This window comes from Xanthomonas sacchari, from assembly GCF_040529065.1.
Classification (GTDB): Bacteria; Pseudomonadota; Gammaproteobacteria; order Xanthomonadales; family Xanthomonadaceae; genus Xanthomonas_A; species Xanthomonas_A sacchari.
Genome location: NZ_CP132343.1, coordinates 363,780 through 387,058 on the forward strand (window position 1 = coordinate 363,780; position 23,279 = coordinate 387,058).

Sequence of the window (23,279 nt, forward strand, 5' to 3'; positions counted from 1 at the left end):
GCGCCGCCGCGCGGTCGCGTTACTGCCGTGCGACCACGGTCAGGCCGCTGTAGCTGCCGCTCAGGCGCACGTAGTAGGTCGTGGCGCTGGACGGGGTGAGGCGCACCGTCTGGGTGGTGGTGCCGGCACGGGTGGAGCGCGCGTCGTAGCTGCTGCTGGTCGGCACCTTGCCCGCCGACACGTACATCGCCACGTTGCCGTTGCCGCCGAAGGTCATGAAGCTGACCACGGTGCCGGCGGCGGCCTGGAAGCTGTACAGCGCGTCGCCGCCCTGGCTGCCGAGGCCGCGCATCTCCACCTTGTTGACCAGGGTCTTGGTCGGCGGCACGCAGGTGCTGTCCGACGGATTGCACGGCGGGGTGGTGGCCATCTGCAGCAGCATGTCCACGTCCAGGATGCCGGCGCCGATCGGCGTGCTGGTGGGGATCGTCACCGGGAACGGCCGTGCGCTGGCGCGCAGCAGGTCGCGCATGCCGGTCCAGCTGAACGGGGTGGTGGCCACGCTCTGCACCAGCGCCACCGCCGCGGCCACGTGCGGGGAGGCCATCGAGGTGCCGGCCATGCCGCCGATCTGCCAGTCGCTGGTCGGGCTCTGCGAGCCGCCGTTGATCACCTGGAAGATGTAGCCGCCCGGGTTGCCGTCGATGTCGCCGCCGCCGCCCGGCGCGGCGATGTCCACGCGGGTGCCGTAGTTGGAATAGCTGGCGCGGCCGCCGTTGATGCGCGAGGCGCCGACGCTGATCACGCCGTTGCAGGAGGACATGGTGTACGTGGCGGCGTTGGCGTTGGAGTTGCCGGCGGCGACCACGATGATCGTGCCCTTGGCGTTGATCTGGTCGATCGCGTCCTGGTAGATCTGCGGGCAGGTGTCCGGGGAGCTGCTGCCCAGGCTCATGTTGATCACCTCGGCCGGGTTCGGGTTGGTCGGCAGGCCGGCGACCGGCAGGCCCGCGGCCCACAGCATGCCGTCGGTGATGTCGCTGCCGAAGCCGCCGCAGGAGCCGAGCACGCGCACCGGCAGGATCTTGGCGTCGTAGGCCAGGCCGGCGGTGGCCAGGTTGTTGTTGGTGACCTGGGCGATGGTGCCGGAGACGTGGCTGCCGTGCCACGAGCTCGGCTCCGGGGCGTTGCCGGAGCCGCCGAGCGCGTTGCAGTAGTCGGCCTCGACCCAGTCGCCCAGGTCGTAGCCGCCGGCCACGCGGCCGTCGGTGTCGCGGCGCGAGACGCGGTGGTCGGTGATCATGTCGTAGCCGGGCAGCACGTTGGCGGCCAGGTCCGGATTGTTCTGCACCACGCCGGTGTCGACCACCGCCACCACCACGCCCTTGCCGGTGGAGCGGGTCCAGCCCTGCTCGGCATTCACCCCGCCGACCGGGTCGTGGAAATTCCACTGCAACTGGGCGTAGGCCGGATCGTTGGGGGTGGTGGAGGCAGCGGCCGCGACGGCAGCCGGCAGGCGCACGCTGGCCTCGTCCAGGCGCCGGTACAGGCGGTCGACCTGCACCGACACCACCGACGGGTCGGCCTTCAGTTCGTTGATGAAGGCGGTGCGCTCGCTGTCGCTGAGGTGGCGCGAGGTCTGCACCACGTGCCAGCCCGGCACCGCCATGTCGCGCAGCACCTTGGCGCTGACGGCGCTGCGTACGGTCAGGCCGTCGCTGGCGATCTGCGCGCGCTGCATGCCGCTGCGTGCCACCGCGCTGCTGAGGGTGGTGGCGAGCAGGCTGCGCGCCTGGGTGCCGCCGTCGCGGGTCTTGACGATGAAGCGCTGGCCCAGGTCGTTGGGGTTGGCCGATTGCGGCACCGGGCCCTGCACGCGGCCCAGGCCGATGGTGGGAGTGGCCGCCTGCGCGCCAGCGGCGAACAGGACGGCGGCGAGGGCAGCGGCGAGCGTGTTGGAAGACATCATCTGCAGATCCTGGAAAAAAAGAGGAAGAGGAATAAACACCGCGGCGCGCGTGGCGCCGCGCGACATCACAGGTCCACGCCCACGCCGATGCCGGCCGAGGACTCGCCGTTGCTGAAGGCACCGCCCAGGCTGAACGAGGCACGCGCGCCGAGCTTGCGGGCGTAGCCGATCGACAGCGCCTGCTGCCCGCCCTGGAAGCCGGCGCCGACCGACACGCGCCCGCGCGGGCTCTGCGTGCCGGCGGCGTTGACCGCCATGTTGAGCATCGCCGCGCTCATCGCGCCGAGCTTGTCCATGCGCCGGTCCATGCCGTCGAGGCGGTGTTCGGTGTCGGTGCGCAACTGGTTGAAGCTGTCGTCCAGTGCGGTGATGCGGGTGTTGGTGTAGGCGTTGGCGCTGCTCAGGGTGGCGCTGTCGCCGGCGCGCATCTGCGCGACGTTGGCCGCATCGGTGCCGGCGCTGCCGGCGGCAACGTTGGCGATCTGCCGCTCGTTGCCGGCGCTGCCCACCGAGACCGTGTTGGTGCGGTCGGCGACCGAGCCCTGGCCCAGCGCCACCGCGTTGGCGGCAGTGGCCGAGGCGCCCTGGCCGAGCGCGGTGGCCGAGGCGGCCGAGGCACTGGCGCTCTCGCCGAGCGCCACCGCATTGGTCGCCACCGCGGCGACGCGGGCGTTGGCGCCGACCGCGGTGCTGCCGTCGGCATTGACCGTGGCGTTGCCGCCGATGGCGGTGTCGTTGGGGCCGTAGGCCAGCGCCTGCGCGCCCATCGCCAGGCCGTTGTTGCCGTTGGCGGTTGCCCCGGAGCCGACGGCCACGGCATTGGTGCCGGCGCCGGTGCTGGGCGCCGTGGCCGCGCCGCCGCCGCCGCCGATGCTGACCCCGCCGGAGCCGCCGATCGCGTCGAGGCGGTTGCCGAAGCCGGTCAGCGCGGTATCCAGCGCGCCCATCGCCGAGCCCAGGTCGGTGTAGTGGCTGCCCTGCACCAGGTAGTTGCCGCCGATCAGGTTGCCGTTGGCGTCGACCACGCTGCCGGCGCCGAAGGCGGCGGCGACGTTGCGCAACTGCGCCAGGTTGACCGCGTCGGTGTCCATGGTGCCGGCGGCCAGGTTGGTGAGCTGACGCTCGGCGCCCGCCGCGCCGATGGATACGGTGTTGTCGCGTTCGGTGACCGAGCCGGCGCCCAGCGCCACGCTGTTGTTGGTGATGGTCGTCTGGTCGTTGACGAACTGCGAGTTGCCGACGCGGGCGCCGGGGCCGATCGCGATCGACCGGTCGCCGAACACGTCCGCGCCGGTGCCGACGGCGATGCTGTCGTAGAACAGCACCGGGGTCTCGCGGAAGAATTCGCCGTTCCACACCATGCCCCCGCCCAGGGCCAGGCTGCGGGTGCCGCCGGCCCAGGAGCCGTTGCCGAGCGCGCTGGAGCCGACGCCGAGGGCGAGCGCGGCCGGGCCGACCGCGGTGGCGTCGTCGCTCTGTGCGTACGCGCTGGGACCCATGGCCACGCTGTGGGTGCCCAGGGCGCGTGCGCCGTTGCCGAAGGCGGTGGCCCACTCGGCGGTGGCCTGGCTCTGCGCGCCCACCGCGACGGCGGCGTACTGGTTGGCCACCGCGGTGGTGCCCACGGCGACGGTGCGGTTGGCGCTGGCTTCGGCCAGAGCGCCGACCGCGGTGGAACTGTAGGCGGTGGCCAGCGCGCCGCCGCCCAGCGCGGTGGACAGCGGGCCGGTGGCCTGGGTGGCCTGCAACTGGGTGCCTTCGGCGCCGAAGCCTGGATTCATCTCCTCGCCCACGTCGACGATGCCGCCGACCGCGACGCTGGAGCGGTCGCTGGCGATCGCGCCGGCGCCCGCAGCCACGTTGAACTTGCCGCTGGCCTGGGCGCCGGCGCCCAGCGCGGTCGCGGCCATGCCGGTGGCCGAGGTCTGCTGCAGGATGGTCACGCCGTTGGGCAGCGACGAGTAATCCACGTCGAGCATGCCGCCGATGGCGGTGGTGGAGATCTCGGTGGCCAGGCTGTTGTGGCCGACCGCCAGTGCATGGTCGGCGTAGCCCACCGCACCGCCGCCGATCGCCATGGCGCCGGTTCCCACCGCCGAGGCGGCCTCACCTGCGGCCAGCGCTTCGTCGCCGTCGGCTTCGGCACCGGCGTTGCTGTCGGCGCTGCCGGTGGCCTTGAAGTAGACGCTGGGGTCGTAGGTGGTCGCGGCTGGCGTGGTGCTGGCGTCGCTGGTGGTGGCGTCGGTGCCGGTGGACTGGGCCGTGCCGGTTGTCGTGGTGGTGGGCGTCTGCGCCAGGGCCGTCGACGACAGGCACAGCGCACAGGCCAGGGCCAGGGTGCTGTAGGCGCGGGGCATCGGATGACGGGCGGCGGTGCCGCGCAGGGAAGAGCGTGCGTTCATGGCGATCTCGGGCTGGAAAACGACAGGGCAGAAGATGACGTCGGCGGCGCGCGTGCGCCTCCGCATCGGTCAGGAGTGGTCTGGGAGCAGCGCCGTCGTCCCCGGGCGTGTTCCGTCATGCGAACTTAGGCCCGCCGTCACCGGCTTGTCACCTGCAAGTTCTCGCATGATCATCATCGGATTCTCACTGAACGGGAATGGAGCACGGCGGCATGGCGAAGGCGTTCTGGAACTGGCTGGGCCGCGCGCCGCTGCTGGACGAAGTGGATCGGCGCAACGCGCGGGTGATCCAGTTGCTGCTGCTGTTCCTGGCGGTGACCATTCCCGCCACGCTGGTGATCGCGCTGGTGCTGGCGTGGCCGCAGCTGCGCGGGCAGCCGGTGCAGCCCGGGCTGGTGATCTCGTTGACCATGAGCCTGCTGATCGGGGTGTGCGCGGCGATCGGTTTCGTGCGCGTACGCCATGGCGCCTTGCGCGGCGGCGTGCGGCTGCTGCTGGGAGCGATGCTCGGCTCGCTGCTGGTCAACGCCGCCATCCACGGCTTCCAGCGGCAGTTGCCGGACCAGTTGGCGCAGATGCTGGTGCTGATCCTGGCCGGGCTGGTGCTGGGGCGCCGCGCGCTGTGGGTCACCTTCGTCGCCTTGCTGCTGATGCTCGGCGTTGGCGTGGGCCGCGACGCGCTGGCCGAACTGGCCGGCGCGCCGGCGCAGGCGCTGTTCAACGTGCTGCCGGTGCTCTTCAGCTACCTGCTGGTGGCGCTGCTGCTGGACCGCACCACCGAGGCGCTGCGCGAAAGCCTGCGCGAGTCCAACGCGCGAGGCCAGCGCCTGCAACAGGAGATGCACGAGCGCGAGCGCGCGCAGACCCAACTGATCCATGCGCAGAAGCGCGAGATCACCGAGCGCATGGCCAGCGGCCTGGCCCACGATTTCAACAACATCCTGGCGGTGATGTCCGGCTTCGCTGCTGCGCGCCACGACGACGATCTGGACGGCGACGCGCAACGCATCGCGCACCTGGAGGACAGCCTGGCGGCGGTGGAGGAATCGGCCGAGCGCGGCATGACCATCGTGCGCCGGCTGCTGCGCTTCAGCCGCCGCGACGCCGAACATGTCGAGCGCTTCGACGCTGCGGCGGCGGTGGACGCACTGCAGCCGATGCTGCGGCAGTTGCTGGAGGCGCGCATCGTGCTGCGCTGCGCGCTCCCGGCGGCGCCGGCGCCGATCCGCTTCGAGCGCAGTCAGTTCGACCTGATGCTGCTGAACCTGGCCTCCAACAGTCGCGACGCGATCGCCGACCGTGGCCATTTCGACATCGCCGTCTCCAGTGAGGACGAGGGCACCGTCATCGAGGTCGCCGACGATGGCCACGGCATGCCGGCCGAGGTGGCCGCGCAGGTGTTCGAGCCGTTCTACAGCACCAAGCCTGCCGACAGCGGCACCGGCCTGGGCCTGGCGGTGGTGCGCGATCTGGTGGTGCGCGCCGGTGGCCGCATCCAGGTGCACAGCACGGTGGGCGCGGGCACGCGCTTCCGCATCGTGTTGCCGCATGCCGATGCGGTGCCGGCCTCGGTGCCGGCATAGGCCTGGCCTGGCGCGACGGCACGCGCAACGCGGCACGCGATGGCGCGGGGCGGGTCAGCCCGCAGGATCGAGGATGTAGCCCTTGCCGTGCACCGCGGCCAGCGGCAGCGGTTCGCCGCAGCGCCGCTGCACCTTGCTGCGCAGGCGGTGCACCATCGAATCCAGGCGGTGCGCGTCGAAGTCGTAGACGCGGTCGGTGAGGGCAGCGATCAACGCCTCGCGCGCCACCAGCAGGCCCGGTTGCTCGAGCAGGCGCAGGCACAGGCGGCGTTCGCTGCCGGTCAGCGCGGCGGCGGCGCCGGATGGCGACAGCAGGCACCAGCCGTCTTCGCTCATCTGCCAGCGCCCGCGCGCCGGCGCCGCTGGCGGGCGCCCGCTCACGCGTCGCGCCAGGCTGTGCAGGGTCGCGGCCAGCAGGTCGATTTCCACCGGCTTGGACAGGTAGGCGTCGGCGCCGCCGGTCAGCCCGCGGATGCGGTCCTCGGTCTGGCCCAGGCTGGTCAGCATGACGATGCCGAGGTCCGGATACTGCTGCCGCAGCGCGCCGGCCAGGGTGAAGCCGTCGGTATCGGGCAGCCCGACATCCAGCACCACGATCTCGGCGCCCTCGCGCTGCACCCGCTGCTGCAATTCGGCGCCGGTGCCGCAGCCGTCGGCGGCGAAACCGAAGCGGCGCAGGCCCGGGACCAGGATGCGATCGCGCAGTATCGGATCGTCCTCCAGGACCAGAGTGCGCAGGGCGGCGGCAGCGGGATCGGAAGTCATGCGCAGCCGCAGTGTAGCCGCAGCCGCGCGCTTGCGCGCGCCTGAACGGCGTGCCGCGGCGATTACGCGATGCAAACACCGGCGCTGGCAGACTCGCCGCTCCTCCGTCCCGGCGCCGACGATGGCCTCGCGAATCGAAGACTACGCCATGCTCGGCAACTGCCGCAGCGCGGCCCTGGTGGACCGTTGCGGCTCGATCGATTGGCTGTGTCTGCCGCGCTTCGATTCCGATGCCCTGTTCGCCGCCCTGCTCGGCGAGCCCGACCACGGCCGCTGGGCGATCGCGCCGCAGGGCGCCTTCACCAGCACCCGCGCCTACCGCGATGGCAGCCTGGTGCTGGAGACGCGGTTCGAGACCGACACCGGCGCAGTGGCGCTGCTCGACTTCATGGTCGCCAGCCACGACGAGGTGATGCACAACCACGTGGTGCGGATCGTGCGCGGCCTGCACGGCAAAGTGCCGCTGCGCATGCAGCTGCAGTTGCGCTTCAACTACGGCCGCACCATTCCCTGGGTCTCGCAGATCGTCGGCGGCCTGCAGGCGGTGGCCGGGCCGGACCAGATCGCCGTGCGCAGCCCGCAGGCCATGCACGGCCACGGCTTCGCCACCGAGGCCGAGTTCGTGCTGGAGGCCGGCGAGAGCACCTGGTTCGTGCTCAGCCACGGCGCCTCGCACCTGGAGCTGCCGCCGCTGCTGGAGCCGGAGCAGGCGCTGGCGCAGACCGAGGCGTTCTGGCATGGCTGGTCGCACCGTTGCCTGCATGCCGGCCCGTGGACCGAGGCGGTGCGGCGCTCGCTGGTGGTGTTGAAAGGCCTGAGCTACCTGCCCACCGGCGCCATCGTCGCCGCGCCGACCACCTCGCTGCCCGAACGCCTGGGCGGCGAGCGCAACTGGGACTACCGCTTCTGCTGGCTGCGCGATGCGGTGTTCACCCTGACCGCGTTGCGCGCGGCCGGCTACTTCGACGAGGCTGCCGCCTTCCACGGCTGGCTGCAGCGCACCGTGGCCGGCTCGCCGGACCAGTTGCAGGCGCTGTACGGCATCGGTGGCGAGCGGCGCATGTCCGAATGGACGGTGGACTGGCTGCCCGGCTACGAAGGCGCCTTGCCGGTGCGAGTGGGCAATGCCGCGGTCGGCCAGTTCCAGCTCGACGTCTATGGCGAGGTGATCGCCGCGTTCCACCGCGGCCACCACGAGGGCATGGCCACGGCGGTGCATGGCCGCTCGCTGGCGCGGCAGCTGCTGGAAGTGCTGGAGCAGCGCTGGCGCGAGCCGGACGAGGGCATCTGGGAAATCCGCGACAAGCGCCAGCACTTCGTGCATTCCAAGGTGATGGCGTGGCTGGCGTTCGACTGCGGCGCGCGCGACGGCGTCACCGATGCCGATGCCGCGCAACGCGCGCACTGGCGCGCGCTGGCCGACGAGATCCATGCGCAGGTGCTGGCGCAGGGCGTGCACCGCGACGGCTATTTCGTGCAGAGCTACGGCAGCGAGCGGCTGGACGCGGCGACGTTGCTGATCCCGCTGGTCGGCTTTCTGCCGCCGGACGATCCGCGCGTGGCCGCGACCGCCGACGCCATCGCCGCACGCCTGAGCATCGACGGCCTGGTCGAGCGCTACCGCGCCGACGACGCCAGCGGCGACGGCCTGCCGGCCGGCGAGGGCACCTTCATCGCCTGCAGCTTCTGGCTGGTGGAGAACTACGCGCTGCTCGGCCGCCGCGAGCAGGCGCGCGCGCTGTTCGAGCGCCTGCTCACGCTGTGCAACGACGTCGGCCTGCTGGCCGAGGAGTACGACCCGCGCAGCGGCCGCATGCTCGGCAATTTCCCGCAGGGCTATTCGCACGTGGCGCTGGTCCACGCGGCGCTGCGCCTGCATGGCTTGATCGGCGAACAGGACACCCATCCATGAGCGATGCCTCCCAGACCACTCCTCCCTGCCTGATCGTGGTGTTCGGCGCCCGCGGCGACCTGACCCGCCGCCTGGTGCTGCCGGCGTTGTACAACCTGCGCCACAGCGGCGCGCTGCCCGAGGAGTTCGCGGTGATCGGCGTGGACCACGGCGCGGTCAGCGAAGTGGCCTGGCGGCGCATGCTCGGCGATGCGATGCGCGGGCTGATGGCCGACCGCGACGCCGAGTTCAAGGCCGACGGCCTGGACGAGGAGGTGTGGGGCTGGCTGCGGTCGCGCCTGCACTACTTGCGCGGCGACTTCAACGACGCCGGCACCTATCGCAGCCTGGGCGCGCTGCTGGAGAAGATCGGCGCACAGTACCGCACCGGTGGCAACGTGCTGTTCTACCTGGCCACCGCGGCGCGTTTCTTCGCCCCGGTGATCGAGCAGCTGGGGGCGGCCGGCCTGGTCAAGCAGAGCGCCAACGGCGGCTGGCGCCGGGTGATCGTGGAGAAGCCGTTCGGCCATGACCTGCAGAGCGCGCGCGAACTCAACGCCATCGTCGGCCGCGTGCTCGACGAGGATCAGGTGTTCCGCATCGACCATTTCCTGGGAAAGGAAACGGTGCAGAACATCCTCGCCTTCCGCTTCGCCAACGGCCTGTTCGAGCCGGTGTGGAATCGCGACCGCATCGACCACGTGCAGATCACCGCGGCCGAGACCATCGGCGTGGAAGGCCGCGGCGGTTTCTACGATCCCACCGGCTGCCTGCGCGACATGGTGCCCAACCACCTGTTCCAGCTGCTGGCGATGATCGCGATGGAACCGCCGGCGGCCTTCACCCCGGCGGCGATGCTGCGCCGGCGCGCCGAGGTGATCGAGGCGGTGCGGCCGCTGAGTCCGGCCGACGTGGTGCGTGGCCAGTACGCGGCCGGCGCGATCGGCCGCAATGCCGTGCCCGGCTACCGCGAGGAAGACACGGTGCCGCCGGATTCCAATACCGAGACCTACGTGGCGATGAAGCTGCAGGTGGACACCTGGCGCTGGGCCGGCGTGCCGTTCTACCTGCGCACCGGCAAGCGCCTGCGCGAGCGCACCACCGAGATCGCAATCCGCTTCAAGCCGGCGCCGCTGGCGCCGCTGCGCAGTGCCGAGATCGGCGGCTACGGTCCTGACTGGCTGGTGCTGCACATCCAGCCTGACGAGGGCATCTCGCTGCAGTTCGACGTCAAGCGTCCGGGCGCGCGGGTCAGCCTGGCGCCGGTGCGCATGGATTTCCGCTACCGCGACTGGTTCCCCAAGGAATACACGGTGGGCTACGAGCGCCTGCTGCAGGACTGCATGCACGGCGAGGCCGGCCTGTTCCAGGACGCGACCATGGTCGAGGCGGCCTGGACCATCGTGCAGCCGATCCTCGACGCCTGGCAGACCTCGGCCGACGAAACCCCGCAGTACCCGGCCGGCAGTGCCGGCCCGGCGGCGGCCGATGCGCTGCTGGCGCTCAACGGCGGCCATACCTGGCGCACCCTGACCGCGGGGCGCCGCCCGCCGCCGCGGCGCCCGCCCGAAGCCACCGCCACGACCGAGACCCGGCCGGTGACGCCGGCGCCGAAGCGCGTCGCCGCCAAGGCGGACAATGGCGCTACGTCCGCCGCGTCGCGCAAGTCGACCAAGCGAAAGACAGCCTCTGCGCCAGCGAAGACGCCGGCGCCGAAGCAGGTCGCCAAGAGCGCCGCGAAGAAAGCCGTCAAGCGCGCGGCCAACAGCACCGCGAAGCGTCCCCCGCGCAAGCGCTGAAGCGGTGCTCTGGGCACTGGCATGAGCGCCAGTGTCCGGGGAGATGCCGCCATGTCAGGGAGGAGCGGCACAGCCGCGGCGGCTGGATCCTGCAGTCGGGGCTGAAGCCCCTCCCACAATGGAAGGATTGGCGGCGCGCGGACACAGCGCGCTTGCCGAGCATTGGCTTTGGCTAACCGGCATGTCATGGGAGTTCCATCGTCCCCTGTTGTCGAAGCCAGCAAGCGTCATCGCGCCTGAAGCTCTCGACCGCAGTTGTGGGAGGGGCTTCAGCCCCGACGCGACCACGCCCGACTGCGCGCGCACCACGCTGCAGTGGGCGCGTGCCTCGGCCACTCGTCGGCACTCCCATCGCGATCCGTCGCGCGTGGCAACGGCGTACCCACCGTAACCGCGGTTATCGGCAGCGACGAGCGCACATCACGCAGTGCACGCCTGTGACACCGCTGGCCGTGCGGCCTAGCCACGCATCAACTGCGCTGCTGTCCCGCGCTTGTTGCGCCCGTCGCATCCGCCGGCCCCGCCGTCGGATCGTTGACGTCGGCCTCGAACAGCTTGGTCAGGTCCGCGCGCGCCGCGCGCGCGGTCTGCACCACCGCGGCCTCGTCGTCGTAGACCAGGTGCTGGGCGCGCAGCAGTTGCGAGTCGTGTTCGCGGAAGCGGGCGATACGGTCGCGCGCGGTGGCCGCGTCCAGGCCCAGGCCGAGCAGCACCTGCTCGCTCAGTTCCAGGCTGGAAGCGAACACCTCGCGGAACGGTTCGGCGCCCAGGTCCATGAGTCGCCAGGCGTGCTGGCGGTTGCGCGCGCGCGCCAGCACCTTGGCGGTGGGGTAGAGCCGGCGGATCAGCCGCGTGGTCTTGATGTTGGTTTCCGGGTCGTCCATCGCCACCACGAAGATGCGGATGCCGTCGCTGCCGGCCGCGCGCAGCAGGTCCGGGCGGCTGGGGTCGCCGTAGTAGAGCTGGTTGCCGAAGCGGCGTAGGTCCTCCACCGTGTCCGGATTGTGTTCCAGCGCCACGAACGGGATGCGCTGCGCGGTCAGCAGACGCGCCACGATCTGGCCGAAGCGACCCATGCCGGCGATCAGCACCTGCGCGCGCTGCGCATCCACGGTGTCGTACTGCGCGGCTGGCGGTGGTGGCTGTTTGCCCTTGCCGGCCTCGCTGCCGCCGAGCAGGCGCTGCATGCCGATCAGCAGCAGCGGGGTCAGCGCCATCGACACGCCGACCACTGCGACCAGGCGGTCGTGGGTGGCGTCGTCTAGCAGGCGCACGCGTTGCGCCTCGGTGAACACGACGAAGGCGAACTCGCCGCCCAGCCACAGCAGGCTGCCCAGTAGCAGCGCGCTGCGCCAGGGCAGGCGCAGCACGCGGCCGATGCCGGCCAGCAGCGCGAACTTGACCAGCAGCAGCGTGGCCACCGCACCGGCGATCAGCCACGGCTCGGCGACGATGCGGTCCAGGTCGATGCCCATGCCCACGGCGATGAAGAACACGCCCAGCAGCAGGCCCTGGAACGGCTCGATCTGCGCCTCCAGCTCGTGGCGGAATTCCGAATCGGCCAGCAGCACGCCCGCCAGGAACGCGCCCAGGCTGGGGCTGAGCCCGGCCTTCTGCAGGAACCAGGCGTTGCCCAGCACCACCAGCAGCGCACTGGCGGTGAACACCTCGGGCATGCGCGTGCGCGCCACGGTGCGGAACAGGTGGCGCAGCACGAAGCGCCCGCACAGCACTACCAGGGCCAGCGCGCCCAGCGCCTGGCCCACTTCCGTCCAGGTCAGGGTGTCGTTCTTGGCCCCGCCGAGCAGCGGCACTGCGGCCAGCAGTGGGATCGCGATCAGGTCCTGGAACAGCAGAATGGCGAAGCCGAGCCGGCCGTAGTCGCTGTTGAGCGCCTTGCGCTCGGCCAGCAGTTGCAGGCCTACCGCGGTGGAGGACAGCGCCAGCGCCAGGCCGATCACCAGCGCGCTCTTCCAGTTCATGCCCATGCACAGCGCCAGCGCGCCCAGCGGCAACGCGGTCAGCGCGACCTGGGCCGACCCGGCGCCGAACACCGCATGCCGCATCACCTTCAATCGCGCCGGCGACAGCTCCAGGCCGATCAGGAACAGCAGCATCACCACGCCGATCTCGGCGGCGTTGAGGATGCGCTCGGTGTCTTGCACGAAGCCCAGCCCGTCCGGCCCCAGCACCACGCCCGCGGCCAGGTAGGCCAGCACCGCGCCCAGGCCCAGCCGCTTGAACACCGGCACCGCGATCACCGCGGCCAGCAGCAGCACCATCGCCAGTTCCAGGCCGCCGCTATGCATGAGTCGTCTCCATCGCCGCATTATGCGGCCGCCAATGCGACCGTCTGCTGACCCGGGCTGTGGGGGCGGGTGTTCGTTGGGCTCTGCGAACCCGAGAGGTGGGAACGGATGGGCGGTGCTGCTGGCCTTGCTATGGAGGAGGGATCGCCGCCTGGTCAGAGCGCTGTGCTTGTGGCCTGTGGCGTGGTCGCGTTGCGCCTGAAGGGGGCATCGAGCAAGCGCAAGCGCACACGCGTAGGAGCGGCTTCAGCCGCGACCGTGCCTTACCGGCAACGTCTCGTCGCGGCTGAAGCCGCTCCTACGAGACGGTGGGATGCGCGGCAAAAAACAGGTGGTTCGAGATGCCCCGAGTAGAGCGCGTGCGGCCATTGGGGTCGTTTTGAATCCAGCAACACACGCGAGCCGTGAACACCGGACAGCCGACCGAAGCCCCTGTGGGAGGGGCTTCAGCCCCGACGCACGGAGGCCGAAATCGCGACAGTGCGCCCTGTCGCCGAACGCGCGGCACGGTCGGCCGCAAGACCCGGATCATCCCCGCGCCGCGGCCAGCCGTGTACCGTTAGCGCATTCGCTCGCCTCTGCCGCCGCCATGAGCACCTATCACCTGCAGTCCGTGTTCCGCCCCGCCTCGGTCGCCATCGTCGGCGGCAGCCCGCGCGAGCGTTCGGCCGGGCGGGCGGTGGTGCGCAGCCTGCGCGCGGCCGGGTTCCCGGGGCAGATCGGCTGGGTCAGCCCGCGCTACCGCGAGATCGACGGCGTGCCCACGGTGCGCCGGCTCACCGATCTGCCGTGGGTGCCGGACCTGGTGGTGATCACCGCGCCGGCGCGGATGGTGCCGCGCATCGTGTCGATCGCCGCGCGGCGCGGCGTGGCTGCGGCGATCATCCTCACCGCCGGGCTCGGCAGCGGGCCGGGCTCGGCCGCGGCGCGGGTGGAGAGCGCCGCACGCGCCAAGGGCCTGCGCATTCTCGGCCCGCACTGCCTGGGCGTGATCGCCCCGCATGCGCGGCTCAACGCCAGCATCGCCGCGCATTGTCCGCAGCCGGGCGACCTGGCGCTGATCTCCGAATCCAGCGCCATTGCCGCGGCGCTGGTGGAATGGGGCGTGGCGCGTGCGGTCGGCTTCTCGGCGGTGGTCTCGCTGGGCGACGCGCTGGACGTGGACTTCGCCGACCTGCTCGACTATTTCGCCACCGACTACCGCACCCGCGCGATCCTGCTCTATGTCGAGCACATCCGCGACGCGCGCAAGTTCATGTCCGCCGCCCGCGCCGCCGCGCGCGCCAAGCCGGTGGTGGTGGTGAAGTCGGGCCGGCAACTGCGCATCGACCCCAACGCCGACACCCACGTGCAGGCGCTGGCCAGTTCCGATGCGGTGTACGGCGCCGCGTTCGCCCGCGCCGGCCTGCTGCGGGTGCGCGCGCTGGACGAGCTGTTCGCCGCCGCGGAGACGCTGGGCCGGCTCAGCACCTTCCCCGGCCGGCGCCTGGCCATCCTCAGCAACGGCGGCGGCGTCGGCCACCTGGCGGTGGATACGCTGGCCGATCTCGGCGGCACCCTGGCCACGCTGTCGGCGCCCACCCAGCAGCGCCTGGAACAGGCATTGCCGCAGGAATGGTCGCACCGCAATCCGGTGGACATCGTGGTGGACGCCGACGGCGAGCGCTATGCCGCCGCCGCCGGCGCGCTGCTGGAGGATCCGGAGAACGATGCGGTGCTGGTGGTCAACGTGCCCACCGCGTTCACCTCTTCCGCCGAGGCGGCGCAGGCGCTGACCCGCATCCTCGGCCAGCGCCCGCGCCACCACCGCAACAAGCCGGTGTTCGCGGTGTGGCTGGGCAACGACGAGAGCGCCACCGCCACGCTCAACGCCGCGCGCATTCCCACTTACGCCACCGAGGCCGACGCGGTGCGCGGCTTCATGCACCTGGTGCGCTACCGCGAGGCGCAGGCGGCGCTGATGGAAACGCCGCCGAGCCTGCCCGACGATTTTGCCTTCGACGCCGCCGCCGCGCGTGGCATCGTCGACGCCGCGCTGGCCGCCGGGCAGACCTGGCTGGACCCGCTGGCGACCACGCGGCTGCTTGCCGCCTACGGCATCCCCACCGCGCCGGTGGAACACGCCGCCGATGCCGAGGCCGCGGCGCAGGTGGCCGCGCCGATGCTCGCGCAAGGCTCGGCGGTGGCGGTGAAGATTCATTCGGCCGACATTCCGCACAAGTCCGACGTGGACGGCGTACGCCTCAACCTGGTCAGCGTGGAGGCGGTGCGCGATGCGGCCGAGGGCATCCTCGCCCGCGCGCGCGCCGCGCGTCCGGATGCGCGCATCGACGGCGTGCTGGTGCAGCCCTCGCTGCTGCGGCCGAAGGCACGCGAGTTGATCGCCGGCATCGCCGACGATCCGACCTTCGGCCCGGTGATCGTGTTCGGCCGCGGCGGCACCGCGGTGGAGGTGATCGACGACAAGGCGCTGGCGCTGCCGCCGCTGGACCTGCGCCTGGCCCACGAACTGATCGGCCGCACCCGCGTCAGCCGCATCCTCAAGGCCTACCGCGACGTGCCGGCCGCCGACGAGCGCGCGGTGGCGATGGTGCTGGTCAAGCTGGCGCAACTGGCCGCCGACCTGCCGGAGATCCGCGAGCTGGACATCAACCCGCTGCTGGCCGACCGCGACGGGGTGATCGCGGTCGACGCGCGGGTGGCGGTGGCGCCGTCGCGGCGCCTGCACAAGGGCCGCGGCCATCCGCGCTTTGCGATCTTTCCGTATCCCAAGGAGTGGGAACGGCGCATCGTGCTCAACGACGGCAGCGCCGCGCTGGTGCGTCCGGTGCGGCCGGAGGACGACGCGCTGTTCCGCAGCTTCTTCGCCCGTGTCACTGACGAAGACCTGCGGCTGCGCTTCTTCCAGGCGGTCAAGCATTTCAGCCACGAGTTCATCGCGCGCCTGACCCAGCTCGACTACGCGCGCTCGATCGCGCTGGTGGCGATCGAACCGCGCAGCGGCGACATGCTCGGCGCGGTGCGCCTGCACGCCGACGCCGACTACGACCGCGGCGAATACGGCATCCTGATCCGCTCCGACCTCAAGGGCCACGGCATCGGCTGGCAACTGATGCGGATCATGATCGAGTACGCCGGCTGGCTCGGCCTCAAGGTGGTCGAAGGCCAGGTGCTGCGCGAGAACCGCACCATGCTGGCGATGTGCCAGCAACTCGGCTTCAAAGCCACGCCGGATCCGGACGACGCCACGCTTATGGACGTGGTGTTGCCGGTGGCGCAGCACTGAGGACGGCGCCGCGATGTCGACGTTCTCGCCGAGCCTGTTGCAACCGCGTCACGCGATCCTCTCCGGTCAGCCGGAGGACGCCTCGCTGGAAATCCTGCTGCGTCCTTTCCTGCATGATGGCGAGATCGTGGACACCGCGATCTGCCTGGACGGCATCGCGCTGCCGTCGCTCAGGCTCGGCGCGCTGGCCGGCCAGCGCTTCGACTTTCCGCGCAATCCGCAGGACGGCTACATCGACGGCTCGCTTTACCTGGCCGGCGTGCACCATCCGGTCGACGTCGACACGCTGACCTTCCATCTTTCGCGCGACGGGCAACTGACGCTCGTGGCCAAGGGCGTCTATGCGTTCGATGTCGAAGGCCTCGATGGCCTGGGCAAGGTGCCCTTCACCCTGGCGATGCGGTTGAGCACGTGCGCGCTGTGAGCGGGACTGCGCGACTTCGCACAACGGCATGCCGCCATGGACATCCATCGCATCATGGACTCCATCGCCGCAAACGCTGATCCGCATCCGACACCTGCCCAGAGGAGATTCTCATGTCGTTCAAACCAGAGCGCTACACCTCGGTCTCCCCGTATCTCATCGTCGACGGCGCGCAGCGCACCCTCGAGTTCCTGGTCGCGGTGTTCGATGCCGAGCCCTTGCGGCAGATTCCCGGCGAGGGCGGCCTGCTCGCCCATGGCGAGGTACGCATCGACGACACCGTGGTGATGTTCTGCGATGCGGTCGATGGCTGGCCGGCGCTGCCGGCGCATGTGCACGTCTACGTGCGCGACGTGGATGCGACCTACCAGCGTGCGTTGGCCGCCGGCGCCACGGCGGTGCAGGCGCCGATGCAGAAGGACGATCCGGACCGGCGTGGCGGCTTCCGCGACCCAGGCGGCACGACCTGGTGGGTCGGGCAGCAGGTCGGTTGAGCGAGCGCAGGCACCAGCACGCCTGACGCCACGCATCGCTGCGTCGTCGTCGCGCTCTGCCCAGGCCGTGCCCGCCGGCGCCGTCGAGCGGCGCGCGACAGGCAAGGCGCGGTGACGGCTACTCCAGTTCCTGGTTGCTCACCCCACGCTCGACCGGGTACACGGTCGGCGGCGGCGTGGTGGAGCGCATCAGTTTCAGCGAGGTCTTGCGCTGCTCGCACAGGTTGCCGCCGCTGACGAACACGCCGTCCTGGGTGCACTTCCAGTCGTAGAAGTTGGCGATGCCGCCGGCCAGCTGCAGGCTGTAGTCGGTGCTCTTGGCCGCCGCGTCGAACGGTTGCCCGGCGGGGACGTTCTGGAACCAGCGCATCCATTCCTTGGAACCGACCGGTGGCACCTTGTCCGGCGCCTGGAAGGTCGGGTTCATCGGCGAGAGTTGCGGCGATTCGGCGGTCATGTGGCAGCTCATGCAGGAGCTGATCGGATTGTCCACCGGGCCGTTGAGGCGGCCGTTCCAGCCCAGGTGGGTCGGCGGCAGTTCCGGCTTGGTGTTGATCGCCGACTGCAGGATGCGCGGATTGATCCGGGTCTGGGTCGGCTGCTTGTTGGTGTAGTCGTCGCCGGTGTTCTGCGGATCGTTGCCGAACATCACGCCCACCGGCACCAGGTTCTGCCAGCCGGGCTTGCCGCTGACCGCACCGTTGTACTGGAAGGTGCCGAAGATCCAGCCGGTGCCGGGCACGCGGCTGTCGCGCACGGCGAAATCCATCTGGATCAGCGCCACCTGCTTGAACGCGCGGTCGGCGGACTTGAAGCTGTTGGTGACCCAGGCGTTCCACAGCACCGGGTTCTGCAGGAACGGAACCTGGCTCAGGTCCACGTCGGCGAACAGCGCCTTGCAGACCACGGTGCCGTCGCGGAAGGTGTTGGGCTTGGTGGTGAAGCTTGGATCCGGGTTCTGCGGATCCTTCCACACCTGGCCGAAGGTGTAGGCGCCCACATCGTTGTAGATGCCGACCGCGAAGGTCTGGCCGGAGGTGAGCTGGGTCGGCGCCAGTTGCTTGACCTGGATCTGCGCCTCCTTGGTCAGCCCGTGCACGCCTTCGCGCCCGAGCGGGCCGTAATGCTGCCAGGGCGCGTGGTACCAGCGCCGCACCTTGTTGTTCTGCACGTACCAGTCGCTTTCGACGTTGCCTTCCAGGCAGTAGGTCTTCACCGCATCGGCGTAGCCGCGCCAGGCTTCGAAGTCGTTGGTCAGCGGCTTGGGCAGTTTCTGGAAGAACGCCGGCAACGGGCCGCTGGGTGGCTGCTGCGGATAGTCCTGGCTGAGCTGGAACAGCGGCCCTTTGTAGGTGGCCGGCGGCGCGTAGCCGAAATCCGGAAACCGGCCGGCGGAAGCGGCGCCGCTGGCGAGGGTCAGCGCGACGGCGATGGCGAGTGTGCGCGGGTGGGACGGGTGCATGGTGGACCTCCGGTCGAGTGCGTCGGTGCGTGCGGGCGATGCCGCGTCCTGTGTCCGGACATCCCCTGGCCCCGGACCGGCCGCACGCCCGTGCTGCTGCGCGGCCGCGATGAAAGAACATCGCCGTGCCAGGGCCACGCCGCAGGCATGCGCGGACACTTCCGCCTGCGCGCGCAGACGAAGCGAGAGACGCTTTTGGAAATGCACCGCCCATCGCCACCGCGCGGGTGCGGCGACGCTGCTGTGGAAGCGGCAGTCCTGCTGAAACGGCCTAGCGGACCGAAGACCTGTCCATGTCGCTCTCCTGACCCCGTGTGGAAGGCAACTGCGTTGAACGACCCCGATGCGTCGAGCGTGGGGGAAACGCGCGGGCCCGGCAGGGCAGCATCGGGGGACGAATGCTGCGGAGGCGGCGCCGTGCGGCGGCCGCGATGCCGGGTTGCGCGTCGATCGCCAGTCCCGCGTGGTGGCGGACTTCGGCGTTGCTCGACGCTTCGGACTCTAGCGAGCGCCGCGCGGCCGGTGGTAGACAGTTGCGCGCGCCGGCGTCGCGATGGCAGACGGCGGTGGGCCTTCACGTCGATCGCGCGCGCAGCGGGTGGCCCGCCGGCACGCTGGCCGCCGTCGTGGCATGCTGCGTGCGGGGTCGCGCCTGGCGGGAACGGGCAGGCGCGGTGGGGACGGTGGACGCACCGGGCACGGCGGCGTCCACTGCGGCGATGCACTTTCTTGCGGTGACGCCATGCGCACGCACGGGACCTTGATTCAGTGGGACGAGGAGCGCGGCTGCGGCCGAGTGCGCCTGGCGCATCGCGAGACCGAAGCCGAGGTGCAACGCGCGGCATTTCCCGCCGACGGCGTACCGCCACGAGTGGGCGAACTGATCTCATTCGACCTGGAGCACGATGCGCAGGGACGGCCGCACGCGATGCGGGTGATGCGGCCCGGGCGTGCACCGGTACCGGCCGCGCAGGCGGCGACCGCACCGCGCGGGCGTCGCGGCCGCTGGCTCGGCGTGCTGGCGTTGCTGGTGGTGCTCGCGGTCGCCGGCTATGCCGTGCTGCGCTTGGTGGCGCCGCCGCCGGTAGCTCCTGCGGCGCCGGTCGCGCCGGTGGCCACGGCGCCCGCATCGCCGGCGCCGGCCTTCCAGTGCGACGGCCGCACGCATTGCGCGCAGATGACCTCGTGCGACGAAGCGGTGTACTTCCTGCAGCACTGCCCGGGCGTGGAGATGGATGGCAACCACGATGGCGTGCCGTGCGAACGGCAGTGGTGCCGGCGCACGCGCTGAGCCGCGGTCGGCGCGTGCGCGGCGCAGGGTCTTGACCCGACCGTGATCGGGACTCGGCTACGGTCGCGCATTGCCTGCAGGTGACGCATGACCGAGCCACGCCTCTCTCCCACCAAGACCCGCGCGTTGTCGCTGGGCCTGTTCGTCTTCGTCGCGGTGTTCGCCGCCATCGTCTGGTCGCTGTTGCGGCCGTACGGCTCGGTGTACTTCTTCCCGGTGCATTTCCTGGTCGGGCTCGGCCTGCCGTTCCTGTTCTACGCGCTGGGCGCCAACCGCGCCGCGTTCCTCGCCGGCCTGGGCCTGACGGTCATCGTCCTGGTGCTGTTCAACCTGTGGGGCGACCAGGTCGGTGGGATCGGTCCGCGCGTGTTCGACTGGGCGCATGCCGTCGCCGGGATCCTGGGCATGCTGCTGGCCTACGGCGTGTTTCGCCTGTCCACGCGCGTGCGCCAGCGCCACGCGCGCTGAGCCGGCGTCATTCCGCGTCGTCGCTGCGGGTGAACGGCGCCAGCCGCAGTTTCACCCGGTGCTCCACGCCGGCCGGGCACTGCCCCGGCGCCGGCCCGCGGAAGTAGCTGCGCTGCCAGCCTTCGCGGCTGGCATCGGAACCGGGCTGTTCCAGATCGTGCAGGAACTGCCCGCGGCTGCGCATCCATGCCTGGTGTTCGCGTTCCAGTTCCGGCGTCTGCGACAGTGGCTGCCAGCGCGGCTCGGTCTCGGCCAGCACCCGCCGCTGCACCGGGAAGAAGTGGCAGAACGGCTCGCCCGCCTCGAAGCGCACGCGGCCGGGCCGGGTGAACTGCCAGTTCATGGTGAAGGTGTAGGGGCTCCAGTCGGTCTCGATCAGCCCGGTGAGCCCGGCGATGCCGTCCTTGGGCCGGTTCACCGGCGCGGTGACGTACAGGTCCACGCCGGCCTCGGTGCGGAACAGGCACGGCACGTGGAAGGTGAGCACGCCGTAGCCGAAGTGGCTGACCGCCGGCGCGTGCGTGCCCGGCGCCGGCTGCACGCGCAGGTCGTCGAGCGCATTGCCGCCGTTCCACTCGGCCTCGAACGCGGTCTGACACAGCAACTCCCAGCCGTGCGCGTTGGCGATGTCCAGCGGCAGGCAGCGGTACGCGTAACGCTCGGAGGTGCGGTCCATCCACGGCCGCTCGCGCGGCGCCGGACGCACGTCCAGGGTGTGGCCGTCGAGAACGTGGGCGGTGAGTTTCATGGTGCGGGCAGGAGGATGGACCAGCCCCGAGTGTGACGCCTCGCTGCGGTCTTGGCGACCGCGCGAGGCGCGCCGCTCACGCCGCTTCGAAATCCAGCAGCGCCACGCCGTCGCCGACCAGCTCGCCCTCGCGCACGCGAAAGCCCTGCACGGTGCCGTCGGCCGGTGCCTGCAGGGTGTGCTCCATCTTCATCGCCTCCAGCACCAGCAGCGGCGTGCCGCGGGTCACCTGGGTGCCGGGCGCGACCAGCAGGGCGACGATGCGTCCCGGCATCGGCGCGGTCAGCCCGCCGCTTTCCACCGCCGGCTGGTCGGCCTCGGCGACCGGGTCGTGGCGTTCGAACAGATAGCCATGGCCGTCGACGAACAGGTGCAGCTGCGCACCCGCGAACACCGCATCGGCCTGCACCCGCTGCGTGCCGAGGAAGGCGGACAGACGCCCGTCGTGCAACTGGCCGCTCGCCTCGAGCGTCTCCTTCGTCTGCGCGGCGTGGATCTGCCAGCCGCCGGCATGCGCGGTCAGGTGCAACGTGCGCTGGGTGTCGCCATGCTGCAGCGTCAGCGCATGCGGGGCTGGCGCACCCAGCCGCCAGCCGTCGCGCAAATCCCAGGGCGAGTGCGGATCGGCCGCGTGCGCGGTGGGCGCCGACGCGTGCAGTTGCCAGGCCAGTGCGGCCAGGCTCCACAGCGCATCGCTGGTCGGGGCTGGGGTGTCGAACAGCGCCGTGTGTTCGCGCTCGATCAGTGCGGTGTCCAGGTCCGCCTGCGCGAACGCGCTGGTGCCGACCAGGCGCTGCAGGAACGCGGCATTGGTCGACACGCCGACCACCTGGCACGCGGCCAGCGCCGTCTGCATGCGCCGCAGCGCGCGCTCGCGGGTCGTATCCCAGACGATCAGCTTGGCGATCATCGGATCGTAGTGTGGGCCGATCACATCGCCCTGTTCGACGCCGGCATCGACGCGCGTATGCGCGTCGGCGGCGGGCAGGCGCAGATGCTGCAGCGTGCCGATCGACGGCAGGAAGCCGCGCGCCGGGTCTTCGGCGTACAGCCGCGCTTCCAGCGCATGGCCGTGGATCGCCAGTTCGTGCTGGCGCTGCGGCAGCGGCTGGCCGGCGGCCACGCGCAGTTGCCACTCCACCAGGTCGGTGCCGGTGATGCACTCGGTGACCGGGTGTTCCACCTGCAGGCGGGTATTCATTTCCATGAAGTAGAACGCGCCATCGGGCGCGACGATGAACTCCACGGTGCCGGCGCCGACATAGCCCACCGCGCGCGCGGCCTCCACCGCGGCCTGGCCCATCGCCGCACGCCGTTCCGCGTCCATGCCCGGTGCGGGCGCTTCCTCCAGCACCTTCTGGTGGCGGCGCTGCACCGAGCAGTCGCGTTCAAACAGGTAGACCAACTCGCCGTGGCTGTCGCCGAACACCTGGATCTCGATGTGCCGCGGCCGCAGCACGTACTTCTCCACCAGCACGTGCGCATTGCCGAACGCGGCCTGCGCCTCGCGCTGGCAGGCGGCGAGCGCGGCGTCGAAGTCGGCATCGTCATCGACCCGGCGCATGCCCTTGCCGCCGCCACCGGCGCTGGCCTTGATCAGCACCGGGTAGCCGATGGCCGCGGCCTGCGCGCGCAGGAAGTCCGGGTCTTGCTGCTCGCCGTGATAGCCCGGCGTCAGCGGCACCCCGGCCGCCTGCATCAGGGCCTTGGCCGCGCTCTTGTCGCCCATGGCGCGGATCGCCGCCGGCGGCGGCCCGATGAACACCAGCCCGCGCGCGGCGCAGGCCTCGGCGAACTCCGCGTTCTCGGACAGGAAGCCATACCCGGGATGGATGGCCTGCGCGCCGCTGCGTTGCGCGGCCTCGAGGATGCGCTCGCCGCGCAGGTAGCTCTCGCGCGCCGGCGCGGCGCCGATGTGCACGGCCTCGTCGGCCAGACGCACGTGGCGCGCGTCGCGATCGGCATCGGAGTACACGGCCACGGTGGCGATGCCGAGCTTGCGGCAGGTGGCGATCACCCGGCAGGCGATCTCGCCGCGATTGGCGATGAGGATCTTGTCGAAGGTCGGCAGGTCGGGGGTGGCCATGATCGGGTGCCTGGAGAAGGTTAGAGGTGTTGCGCTTGCGGTGCGCAGACGTGCGCAAGAGTTGCGTCGTAGTTGTTCTGCCGGAGCAGCTTCAGCGGTTGCAGTTGCGGTTGCCATGCTTTGGCTTTGGCTTTGGCTGTTGCTCCGGCTTTTGATTTACCGGGTTCCCTTCCGAAGCGGCGGCCAGCACGGGGAAAAACCCCGAAGGGGCGGCGCACATGGACGTGCGCCGTCCGCGGCAGGGGCAGGATGCCCCTTCCGCGGATCCCCGGGCTGGACGCGGACCCGGAGCGCGCAGCGCGGAGGGCGCGAGGCAGGGCGCGCTTTCTTTTGGTTACCTTTTCTTTGCGCGAGCAAAGAAA

At 71.0% G+C, this 23,279-nt stretch carries 15 protein-coding genes; 8 read left to right on the forward strand and 7 right to left on the reverse strand.

What is annotated here, in order from left to right; genetic code table 11:
• Window positions 1-19: 19 nt before the first annotated feature.
• Window positions 20-1,909 carry a S8 family serine peptidase gene (locus tag RAB71_RS01525; RefSeq protein WP_010341560.1) on the reverse strand — a complete coding sequence of 630 codons (1,890 nt, stop codon included), beginning with the start codon at window positions 1,907-1,909 and terminating at the stop codon, window positions 20-22.
• A gap of 65 nt (window positions 1,910-1,974) precedes the next feature.
• Window positions 1,975-4,311: a YadA-like family protein gene (locus RAB71_RS01530; protein WP_010341559.1), complete on the reverse strand. Its 2,337-nt coding sequence runs from the start codon at window positions 4,309-4,311 to the stop codon at window positions 1,975-1,977.
• Window positions 4,312-4,523: 212 nt separating this feature from the next.
• Here RAB71_RS01530 and RAB71_RS01535 point away from each other — a divergent pair, with 212 nt between their 5' ends.
• The gene (locus RAB71_RS01535) at window positions 4,524-5,894 is read left to right on the forward strand and encodes a sensor histidine kinase (protein WP_087943461.1); all 1,371 of its coding nucleotides are present in this window, start codon (window positions 4,524-4,526) and stop codon (window positions 5,892-5,894) included.
• A gap of 54 nt (window positions 5,895-5,948) precedes the next feature.
• Here RAB71_RS01535 and RAB71_RS01540 read toward each other — a convergent pair whose 3' ends face one another.
• Window positions 5,949-6,659 carry a response regulator transcription factor gene (locus tag RAB71_RS01540; protein ID WP_010341557.1) on the reverse strand — a complete coding sequence of 237 codons (711 nt, stop codon included), beginning with the start codon at window positions 6,657-6,659 and terminating at the stop codon, window positions 5,949-5,951.
• Between the two features lie 121 nt (window positions 6,660-6,780).
• Between RAB71_RS01540 and RAB71_RS01545 the strand changes: the two genes are divergently transcribed.
• Together RAB71_RS01545 and zwf are read left to right on the forward strand one after the other, a co-directional pair.
• Window positions 6,781-8,571, forward strand: a complete 1,791-nt coding sequence (locus RAB71_RS01545; RefSeq protein WP_010341556.1) for a glycoside hydrolase family 15 protein — start codon at window positions 6,781-6,783, stop codon at window positions 8,569-8,571.
• Window positions 8,568-10,349 (forward strand): glucose-6-phosphate dehydrogenase, encoded by a 1,782-nt coding sequence (gene zwf, locus RAB71_RS01550; protein ID WP_010341555.1) that lies wholly within the window; start codon window positions 8,568-8,570, stop codon window positions 10,347-10,349. The genes RAB71_RS01545 and zwf overlap by 4 nt, the downstream gene beginning before the upstream one ends.
• 470 nt (window positions 10,350-10,819) lie before the next feature.
• Here zwf and RAB71_RS01555 read toward each other — a convergent pair whose 3' ends face one another.
• The gene (locus RAB71_RS01555; RefSeq protein ID WP_010341554.1) at window positions 10,820-12,658 is read right to left on the reverse strand and encodes a monovalent cation:proton antiporter-2 (CPA2) family protein; all 1,839 of its coding nucleotides are present in this window, start codon (window positions 12,656-12,658) and stop codon (window positions 10,820-10,822) included.
• 589 nt (window positions 12,659-13,247) lie between these two features.
• Between RAB71_RS01555 and RAB71_RS01560 the strand changes: the two genes are divergently transcribed.
• The 3 genes from RAB71_RS01560 (at window position 13,248) to RAB71_RS01570 (ending at window position 16,862) form a co-directional block, all read left to right on the forward strand.
• Entirely contained in the window at window positions 13,248-15,944 is a 2,697-nt protein-coding gene (locus RAB71_RS01560; protein WP_010341553.1) for a bifunctional acetate--CoA ligase family protein/GNAT family N-acetyltransferase, read from the forward strand.
• Window positions 15,945-15,957: 13 nt separating this feature from the next.
• Window positions 15,958-16,368, forward strand: coding sequence for a hypothetical protein (locus tag RAB71_RS01565; RefSeq protein WP_010341552.1), 411 nt, complete (start codon window positions 15,958-15,960; stop codon window positions 16,366-16,368).
• 113 nt (window positions 16,369-16,481) lie between these two features.
• A complete protein-coding gene (locus tag RAB71_RS01570) occupies window positions 16,482-16,862 on the forward strand; it encodes a VOC family protein (RefSeq protein WP_010341551.1) in 381 nt (126 codons plus the stop codon).
• A 118-nt stretch (window positions 16,863-16,980) separates the two neighbouring features.
• Here the strand turns inward: RAB71_RS01570 and RAB71_RS01575 are convergent, their stop codons facing one another.
• Window positions 16,981-18,324: a hypothetical protein gene (locus RAB71_RS01575; RefSeq protein WP_010341550.1), complete on the reverse strand. Its 1,344-nt coding sequence runs from the start codon at window positions 18,322-18,324 to the stop codon at window positions 16,981-16,983.
• A gap of 742 nt (window positions 18,325-19,066) precedes the next feature.
• On the opposite strand from RAB71_RS01575, the gene RAB71_RS01580 reads away from it, so the two are divergent.
• Window positions 19,067-19,615: an excalibur calcium-binding domain-containing protein gene (locus tag RAB71_RS01580; protein ID WP_010341549.1), complete on the forward strand. Its 549-nt coding sequence runs from the start codon at window positions 19,067-19,069 to the stop codon at window positions 19,613-19,615.
• An 87-nt stretch (window positions 19,616-19,702) separates the two neighbouring features.
• Window positions 19,703-20,083: a hypothetical protein gene (locus RAB71_RS01585; RefSeq protein ID WP_010341548.1), complete on the forward strand. Its 381-nt coding sequence runs from the start codon at window positions 19,703-19,705 to the stop codon at window positions 20,081-20,083.
• Window positions 20,084-20,090: 7 nt separating this feature from the next.
• On the opposite strand, the gene RAB71_RS01590 is transcribed toward RAB71_RS01585, so the two are convergent.
• Both RAB71_RS01590 and RAB71_RS01595 read right to left on the reverse strand, forming a co-directional pair.
• Window positions 20,091-20,831, reverse strand: a complete 741-nt coding sequence (locus RAB71_RS01590; protein ID WP_041499831.1) for a DUF6065 family protein — start codon at window positions 20,829-20,831, stop codon at window positions 20,091-20,093.
• A 76-nt stretch (window positions 20,832-20,907) separates the two neighbouring features.
• Window positions 20,908-22,917, reverse strand: a complete 2,010-nt coding sequence (locus RAB71_RS01595) for an acetyl/propionyl/methylcrotonyl-CoA carboxylase subunit alpha (protein WP_010341546.1) — start codon at window positions 22,915-22,917, stop codon at window positions 20,908-20,910.
• Between the last annotated feature and the right edge of the window lie 362 nt (window positions 22,918-23,279).